At 62.8% G+C, this 7,011-nt stretch carries 8 protein-coding genes; 1 reads left to right on the top strand and 7 read right to left on the bottom strand.

From position 1 onward, the window contains the following. Nucleotides 1-458: 458 nt before the first annotated feature. On the bottom strand, nt 459-1,235 hold the full coding sequence (locus D4Q52_RS25875; protein WP_119859462.1) for a L,D-transpeptidase: 777 nt from the start codon (nt 1,233-1,235) through the stop codon (nt 459-461). Between the two features lie 262 nt (nt 1,236-1,497). Here D4Q52_RS25875 and D4Q52_RS25870 point away from each other — a divergent pair, with 262 nt between their 5' ends. Then, on the top strand, nt 1,498-1,839 hold the full coding sequence (locus D4Q52_RS25870; protein ID WP_119859461.1) for a hypothetical protein: 342 nt from the start codon (nt 1,498-1,500) through the stop codon (nt 1,837-1,839). A 69-nt stretch (nt 1,840-1,908) separates the two neighbouring features. Here D4Q52_RS25870 and D4Q52_RS25865 read toward each other — a convergent pair whose 3' ends face one another. The 6 genes from D4Q52_RS25865 to D4Q52_RS25845 all read right to left on the bottom strand — a co-directional run bounded on the left by D4Q52_RS25865 (nt 1,909) and on the right by D4Q52_RS25845 (nt 6,954). Then, a complete protein-coding gene (locus tag D4Q52_RS25865) occupies nt 1,909-2,670 on the bottom strand; it encodes an ABC transporter permease (RefSeq protein ID WP_119859463.1) in 762 nt (253 codons plus the stop codon). Between the two features lie 2 nt (nt 2,671-2,672). Continuing rightward, a complete protein-coding gene (locus D4Q52_RS25860; RefSeq protein WP_119859460.1) occupies nt 2,673-3,593 on the bottom strand; it encodes an ABC transporter ATP-binding protein in 921 nt (306 codons plus the stop codon). Nucleotides 3,594-3,868: 275 nt separating this feature from the next. Then, nucleotides 3,869-4,162, bottom strand: coding sequence for a type II toxin-antitoxin system HicB family antitoxin (locus D4Q52_RS25855; RefSeq protein WP_119859459.1), 294 nt, complete (start codon nt 4,160-4,162; stop codon nt 3,869-3,871). A gap of 9 nt (nt 4,163-4,171) precedes the next feature. Then, nucleotides 4,172-4,441 carry a type II toxin-antitoxin system HicB family antitoxin gene (locus D4Q52_RS25850; protein ID WP_119859458.1) on the bottom strand — a complete coding sequence of 90 codons (270 nt, stop codon included), beginning with the start codon at nt 4,439-4,441 and terminating at the stop codon, nt 4,172-4,174. Next, on the bottom strand, nt 4,438-5,334 hold the full coding sequence (locus D4Q52_RS26340; protein WP_147407852.1) for an AbiJ-NTD4 domain-containing protein: 897 nt from the start codon (nt 5,332-5,334) through the stop codon (nt 4,438-4,440). Before D4Q52_RS26340 ends, D4Q52_RS25850 begins: the two co-directional genes overlap by 4 nt. Beyond that, nucleotides 5,335-6,954 carry an ATP-dependent helicase gene (locus tag D4Q52_RS25845; protein ID WP_234831327.1) on the bottom strand — a complete coding sequence of 540 codons (1,620 nt, stop codon included), beginning with the start codon at nt 6,952-6,954 and terminating at the stop codon, nt 5,335-5,337. Nucleotides 6,955-7,011 lie beyond the last annotated feature (57 nt).

The raw sequence follows: 7,011 nt of genomic DNA, 5'->3' as shown, positions 1-7,011 counted from the left end.
CCACGGAGGCGGCGTTTTGCGTTTGTGATAACGTTTTGCGTGCAACGGCGAAGACCCCATGCCCCAAGCACCGTCATTCCGGGGCGCGCAGCGAAGCTGCGTGAACCCGGAATCTCGAAATTGTGGAAACGGCTGAGTCGCAGAACGCTGCGGGATTCCGGGTTCGCCCGCAGCTGCGCTGCGGCCGCCCCGGAATGACAGGCGTGGGGCGAAGAGCGTCCGTGGAGACGGCGTGGGTGGCTGGTACGAGTCGGGCCAGGACGGAGGAAGGTCCGGCCGCTGGCTCACTGCTCGCGTCGCCCTCACCCCAGCCCTCTCCCGCAAGCGGGAGAGGGGGCGCGCTGCGCTTGCGTCATCTTTCCTGCTCGAAGCACCGACTGCCACTCAACTCCGACTCCCCACAACGAAAATGCCCGGCGCTAGGCCGGGCATCGGGTGGTCGCATTGAAGCGGTCGGCTCAGTAGGCCGAGTAGCCGCCGTAGTAGCCACGGGGCTGGTAATAGCCGCGCGGCGCGTAAGCCGGACGGCCGTAGCTGTCCTCGTCGGAGTATTGATACTGCGGCTGGTACTGCTGCTGGCCGTAGGCGCGGCGATAGCCGGGCGGGGCCGGGTAACGGCGGCCGTCGTCGCCTTCGGCCGGATAGATGTAGCCGTCATCGGCGATCTGCGGGCCGGCGACGCGCGGCTGGGTGGGCGGCGCAAGTTGGACGGGCTGGCCGTTGGCGTCATAGGTCGGCGTCGGCAGCGGTGCACGGCGGGCTACAGCGGCATTGGCCTTGCCCGGCTGCCGTGCCAGCGCAACCTGCGACGAGCCGGTCAGCGTCACCGTCGTATTCAGCACCCCATCCTTCTCGACCAGCGCATAGAGCGTGGCCGCATTCTCACGCGAAAGCCGGACGCAACCATGTGACACCGGGACGCCGAGCTTGCCGACCGAGTCGGTGCCGTGAATGGCGTGGCCGCGCTTGGTGAAGAAGATCGAATGCGGCATCGGCGCCTCATCGAACTCCTTGGAGTAATGGTCCGGCTCCATCCGGAAGGTCTGGAACGAGCCGTTGGGCGTTTCGTGCGACGGATTGCCGGTCGAGACCGGCCAGCGGTAGCGCTGCACGCCGTCGACCATGACGGTCATCTGCTGGTTGTCTTTGTCGACCGCGATGGCAATCTTGGCTTCGGCCGAGCCCGCGGCAGCGATCAGGATCAGACCGGTGAGGGAAGCGAGATACAAACGCATGAATTCCGGCCTCCTCGGCCCGGTCCTTCCAAGTGGTGGTGAGCCGTCCCCGCCGGTAATATGCGTAGCCGTCAAAGTAGTTTCCAGAGGCGACCGCGGCGCAGCGAACAAACCTGCGGCATCGTTAATTCGCCCGGCGGGCAGGCGCGCCAGCGGCGTCGCTGCGGCGAAAACGCGGCAGATGGAACCAGAGCGCCGTGAAGGGGTTGAATCGTCGCAAGTGGGCTCCGACAATGGAGCGGGGACAATTCCGGAGGAATTTATGAAGGCAACGACGAAGACGCTCGCGTTGCGCGCTGAGGGCGTGCGGCTCAAGACCATGCTGGCTGCGGCGGCGCTCGCCCTCGGCCTGCTGGCGATTCCGACCGTCGGTCACTCGCAGGGCATCGTGCGCGGCGCTGAAGAGGGTGCCTATCGCGGCAACCGCGCGGCTGGTCCGATCGGCGGCGCCGTAGGCGGCGCGATCGGCGCCGGCGTTGGCGGTGCCGTGGGCGCGGTCAACGGCGTGCTCGGCATTCCCAATCAGGGGCCGCGCTATCGCGGGCATCGCGGCAAGCGCTGCCACGGCTATTACAAGCGCGGTCGCTATCACTGCTATCGTTGATCGAACGGATCACGGCGACAGGCGCGGCTTCGGCCGCGCCTTTTTCGTTGAGCGTCGGTCGGGGCCGGGTCAGGCCTTTAGCCGATAGCCGGTTTTGAAGATCCACCACACCACCGCCATACACAGCAGCAGGAAGCCGCAGGTCGCCGCGACGCTGATGCGGATATCGACGTCGGCGATCTCGTAGAAGCTCCAGCGGAAGCCGGAGACGAGATACACCACCGGATTGAACAGCGCGATGGTCTGCCACAGCGGCGGCAGCATAGAGATCGAATAGAAGCTGCCACCCAGGAACGTCAGCGGCGTGATGATGAGTAGCGGGACCACCTGCAGCTTCTCGAAGCCGTCGGCCCAGATCCCGATGATGAAGCCGAGCAGGCTGAACGCCACCGCCGTCAGCACCAGGAAGCCGAGCATCCACACCGGATGCGCGATGTGCAGCGGCACAAACAGCCCGGCGGTCGCCAGGATGATCAGGCCGAGGATAATCGACTTGGTCGCCGCCGCGCCGACATAGCCGAGCGCAATCTCCAGGAACGACGCCGGCGCCGACAGGATCTCGTAGATCGTGCCGGTGAATTTCGGAAAGTAGATCCCGAACGAGGCGTTGGCGACGCTTTGCGTCAGCACGCTGAGCATGATCAGTCCGGGCACGATGAAGGTGCCGTAGCTGACGCCCTCGACCTGATCGATGCGCGAGCCGATCGCCGCGCCGAACACGACGAAGTACAGCGAGGTCGATAGCACCGGCGACACGATGCTCTGCATCAGCGTCCGCCAGGTCCGCGCCATTTCGAACAGGTAGATCGCCTTGACGGCCCGGAAGTTCATGGTCATGCGTGCACCAGGCTGACGAAGATTTCTTCCAGCGACGACTGGCTGGTGTCGAGATCGTGGAAGCGGATGCCGGCAGCGCGGACATCGGCCAGCAGCGCGGTGATGCCGGTGTGCTCGGCGCGGGTGTCGTAGGTGTAGATCAGCTTGATGCGGTCGCCCGACAGCGACAGATCGTAGGCGGCGAGCGCAGCCGGCACCACATCAAGCGGCGTGTCGAGATGCAGCTTGAGCTGCTTCTTGCCGAGCTTCTGCATCAGCGCCGCCTTCTGCTCGACCAGGATCAGCTCGCCATTGTTGATGACGCCGACGCGGTCGGCCATCTCCTCGGCCTCCTCGATGTAATGCGTGGTCAGAATAATGGTGACGCCGGTCGCCTTCAGCGCCCGCACCACTTCCCACATCCCCTTGCGCAGCTCGACGTCGACGCCGGCGGTCGGCTCGTCGAGAAACAGCACCTGCGGCTCGTGGCTGAGCGCCTTGGCGATCATCACGCGGCGCTTCATGCCGCCCGACAGCGTGATGATCTTAGAGTCCTTGCGGTCCCATAGCGACAGGTCGCGCAGCACCTTCTCGATATGCGCCGGATTCTTCGGCTTGCCGAACAGGCCGCGGGAGAAGCTCACCGTGTCCCACACCGATTCGAACGCGTCAGTGTGCAGCTCCTGCGGCACCAGCCCGATCATCGACCGCGCGGCGCGATAGTCGCGGACGATGTCGTGGCCGCCGACCGTCACGCTGCCGGTGCTCGGATTGACCAGGCCGCAGATCGTGCCGATCAGCGTCGTCTTGCCGGCGCCGTTCGGCCCGAGCAGCGCGAAGATCTCGCCACCCATGATGTCGAGAGTAACGGCGTTGAGCGCCTTGCGGCCGGTGCCGTAGGTCTTGCTTAGATTGGTGACGGAAATGATCGGGGCCATGCGGGCTCGTCAGACTTCAGGCGCAGGAAGGCAGCTGCGGGCGCAGCGGGTCGCGCGGGGCGGTTTACATAAGGACGGACGAGGCGGCGTGCAACCGACAGGGGCAGGGCGCGGTGCAAGAGTCTTGATGCCGCATCTCCCCGTCATTGCGAGGAGGCGAAGCCGACGAAGCAATCGAGCGCCACGCAGGGAGGCTGGATTGCTTCGCGGAGCCTGTCACCGGGCGGCGCTTCGCGCCGATCCGTGGCTCGCAATGACGGGAATAGGCCGGAATCTTACTCCGCAGCGTGGGCTTGGGCTGGGTATTCGATCAGAGCGACGATGGCATCCTTAGAGCTCTCGACGAAGGCCGGGTCTTTCCTGAGATCATCGATCGTTCGCGGCGGATTAAAGACTGTCGAGCCATCCGGATTGGTCCAGTCCTCGGCCGCAAAAAGGAGGACCTCGGCGGCTTCCTCCATTGCTTCCTCGATGGTGTCACCCGCGGTGATGACGCCGCGTATGTCGGGAAAGGAGACGCCGTAGCTGCCGTCCGCATCCTTGTGGATCAAGGCGACGTACTGAACCATCGCAATCTCCTAGCCCTCTCCAATCAGGGCGAGCATGTATTCTCGGATGTCGTCGGCAACAGCGGGATCGGCCTTCAATTCCGTCAACGTGCGCGGCTTCGGCAGTGGCTTGCCGTCATGTTCGATCTGTTCGAGATACAGCGCCAATGCCTCCGGCGCATTGCGCAGCGCCTCGTCGATATCGTCACCCGCAGAGACGCAGCCCGGCAGGTCCGGAAACCAAACGCCGACCGCCAAGTCCGGCCCAGTGTCCTCGACGATGGAGATGTAGTGGGTCACTTTGAATTCAGTCCATCTCCGATCTTCAACTTCTTGCGGCTTAGGAAGCCCACGAAGGCAGTGCACGCCGAAAGGAAGAATACTGCTTCATCCAGTCCAACCTTTTCGTTGTCTTGGAAAACCAGCGCATGTCTTATGCCCTTTTCGTCGTTTGAGTAGGCGTAAAGCTTGTCAAAAGCATCAGCAAGCGCCCTATGAACTCCAAGTTCTGCGACAAGAGATTTAGTGGCTTTGGATACTATTGCGGCAGGGTCTCCAGTGTATTCTCGTACGGCGCTTTCCACCGCGTGAATAGACTCGCGCACTACAGCTCTGTAATCACCACCACCGAGATTTTCTAACGACGATCGGATGTGCGTCTTTGCACCGGAAAAAGCGGACGCGAAAATCGCGTCAACGTCACGCTCAAGTGATTTGGCTTCATCGAGGTCAATTGCCGGATAGATTGTTTTCGCGCTTATTGAGAGGCGGTAGGGGCTGTATGGTTCATCCAGTACATATGCAATTCTTTCAATCAACTGAGCAGGGCAATCCGGGTCTCGAACCAAGAATGTTATGAAGTCGAATAGTTCGATATAGTCTCGTTTCCTAAAATAATCGGCCCAATTATTGAGATAAACATCATCGCTCGAAAATCTGTTGGTGTAATCGCTGAAGAATTCGTAGCGCCTGTGAACGTGCTCTCTGATTAAGATCGACGCTGCGGGATCTACTAGAGAGTAGTAGCGGGTGCTCGCATTGAATTTGATGTGTGATTTGAGGAAAAGATAAATTACGTTCCAGAGCCCAGATCTTAGTCGCTCGTCGATTTCTCCCCATTGTAGGATTGGAGGAAATCGAGATTTCCCTTCCGCCTCTGCAAACGAGACTTTCGTTCGGTCTACTGAGTTCATCTACACCCGCTCCACGAAACTATCGACCACCTTCTTCTCCCCCGCCTTGTCGAACGCGATGGTGAGTTTGTTGCCGTCGATCTTGGTGACGTGGCCGTAGCCGAATTTCTGGTGGAATACGCGGTCGTTCAGGGTGAAGTCGGAATCGGTGCCGGTCGATTTGGCGACCAGTTCGCCTTCCAGCACGATCGGGGCGCGGCGCGGGGGGCTGGAGCCGCGGCCGCCGAACGGCGAGCTGCTTTCGTCGAAGCCACCGCTGCGTCCGCCATTGCCACCGCGGCTGCGCTGCGCCTGCGCGCGTTGCCACCCCGGGGTCGAGTAGCTCGAGCCGAACGATTCGACGTTGTCGAAGCGCGACGGTCCGTAGCCGCTCATGCCGCCCCAGCCGGAGCCGCCTTTCGACTCGGTGATCTCGACATTCGCCGACGGCAGTTCATCAAGGAAGCGCGACGGGATCGTCGTATTCCACGTGCCGTGGATGCGGCGGTTGGTGGCGAAGTACAACTTCGCCCGCTTGCGGGCGCGGGTGATGCCGACATGGGCGAGGCGGCGTTCTTCCTCGAGGCCGGCGCGGCCCTGTTCGTCGAGCGCGCGCTGATGCGGAAACAGGCCTTCCTCCCAGCCGGGCAGAAACACCGTCTCGAATTCCAGGCCCTTGGCCGAATGCAGCGTCATGATGCTGACGGCGTCTTCGTCGGCGCCGCCCTCGCGGTCCATCACGAGCGAGATGTGCTCGAGGAAGCCTTGAAGGTTCTCGAACTCCTCCATCGAGCGGATCAGTTCTTTCAAATTCTCCAGCCGGCCGGCGGCGTCGGCGGAGCGGTCCTTCTGCCACATCTCGGTGTAGCCGCTCTCGTCGAGCACGATCTCGGCGAGTTCGGTGTGGGACAGCACGTCGCGCTGCACTTGCCAGCGCTCGAAGCTTTCGACGACGCCGCGCAGCGAGCTCCGCGCTTTCGGTTTGAGTTCATCGGTCTCGATCACCAGCCGCGCCGCCTCGAACAGCGGCGTCTTGCGCTTGCGGGCATGGTCGTGCAGCAGCTGCACGGTGGCGTCGCCGAGGCCGCGCTTCGGCACGTTGACGATGCGTTCGAAGGCGAGATCGTCGGCCGGCGAGTTGATGACGCGCAAGTAAGCGAGCGCATCGCGGATTTCGGCGCGCTCGTAGAAGCGCGGGCCGCCGATCACCCGATAGGGCAGGCCGAGGGTGACGAAGCGGTCTTCGAACTCGCGCATCTGAAACGATGCACGCACCAGAATGGCGATTTCGTTGAGCGCGTGGCCCTGGCGCTGCAGCTGCTCGATCTCCTCGCCGATGCCGCGGGCTTCCTCTTCCGAATCCCAGGCGCCAGTGACGGTGACCATCTCGCCGTCGACGTCCTCGGTGCGCAGCGTCTTGCCGAGCCGGCCTTCGTTATGAGCGATCAGATACGACGCCGCAGCCAGGATGTGGCCGGTCGAGCGATAGTTGCGCTCCAGGCGAATGACCTTGGCGCCGGGAAAGTCGTGGTCGAAGCGCAGGATGTTGTCGACCTCCGCGCCGCGCCAGCCATAGATCGACTGATCGTCGTCGCCGACGCAGCAGATGTTCTTGGGTGCGGAGGAGGTGGCCATCTGCACGGCCTGCTCCCTCTCCCCGCGTGCGGGGAGAGGTCGGATCGCGCAGCGATCCGGGTG

Origin of the sequence: Rhodopseudomonas palustris, from assembly GCF_003591005.1 — a bacterium.
GTDB classification, from domain to species: domain Bacteria; phylum Pseudomonadota; class Alphaproteobacteria; order Rhizobiales; family Xanthobacteraceae; genus Rhodopseudomonas; species Rhodopseudomonas palustris_K.
The sequence above is the reverse complement of the archived record's forward strand: the minus strand, read 5'-3'. Positions and strand labels throughout refer to the sequence as shown.

What these genes read in the sequence shown, in the direction of transcription:
- D4Q52_RS25875 (WP_119859462.1), bottom strand. Translation starts at nt 1,235, where the DNA reads ATGCGTTTGTATCTCGCTTCCCTCACCGGTCTGATCCTGATCGCTGCC.
- D4Q52_RS25870 (WP_119859461.1), top strand. Translation starts at nt 1,498, where the DNA reads ATGAAGGCAACGACGAAGACGCTCGCGTTGCGCGCTGAGGGCGTGCGG.
- D4Q52_RS25865 (WP_119859463.1), bottom strand. Translation starts at nt 2,670, where the DNA reads ATGAACTTCCGGGCCGTCAAGGCGATCTACCTGTTCGAAATGGCGCGG.
- D4Q52_RS25860 (WP_119859460.1), bottom strand. Translation starts at nt 3,593, where the DNA reads ATGGCCCCGATCATTTCCGTCACCAATCTAAGCAAGACCTACGGCACC.
- D4Q52_RS25855 (WP_119859459.1), bottom strand. Translation starts at nt 4,162, where the DNA reads ATGGTTCAGTACGTCGCCTTGATCCACAAGGATGCGGACGGCAGCTAC.
- D4Q52_RS26340 (WP_147407852.1), bottom strand. Translation starts at nt 5,334, where the DNA reads ATGAACTCAGTAGACCGAACGAAAGTCTCGTTTGCAGAGGCGGAAGGG.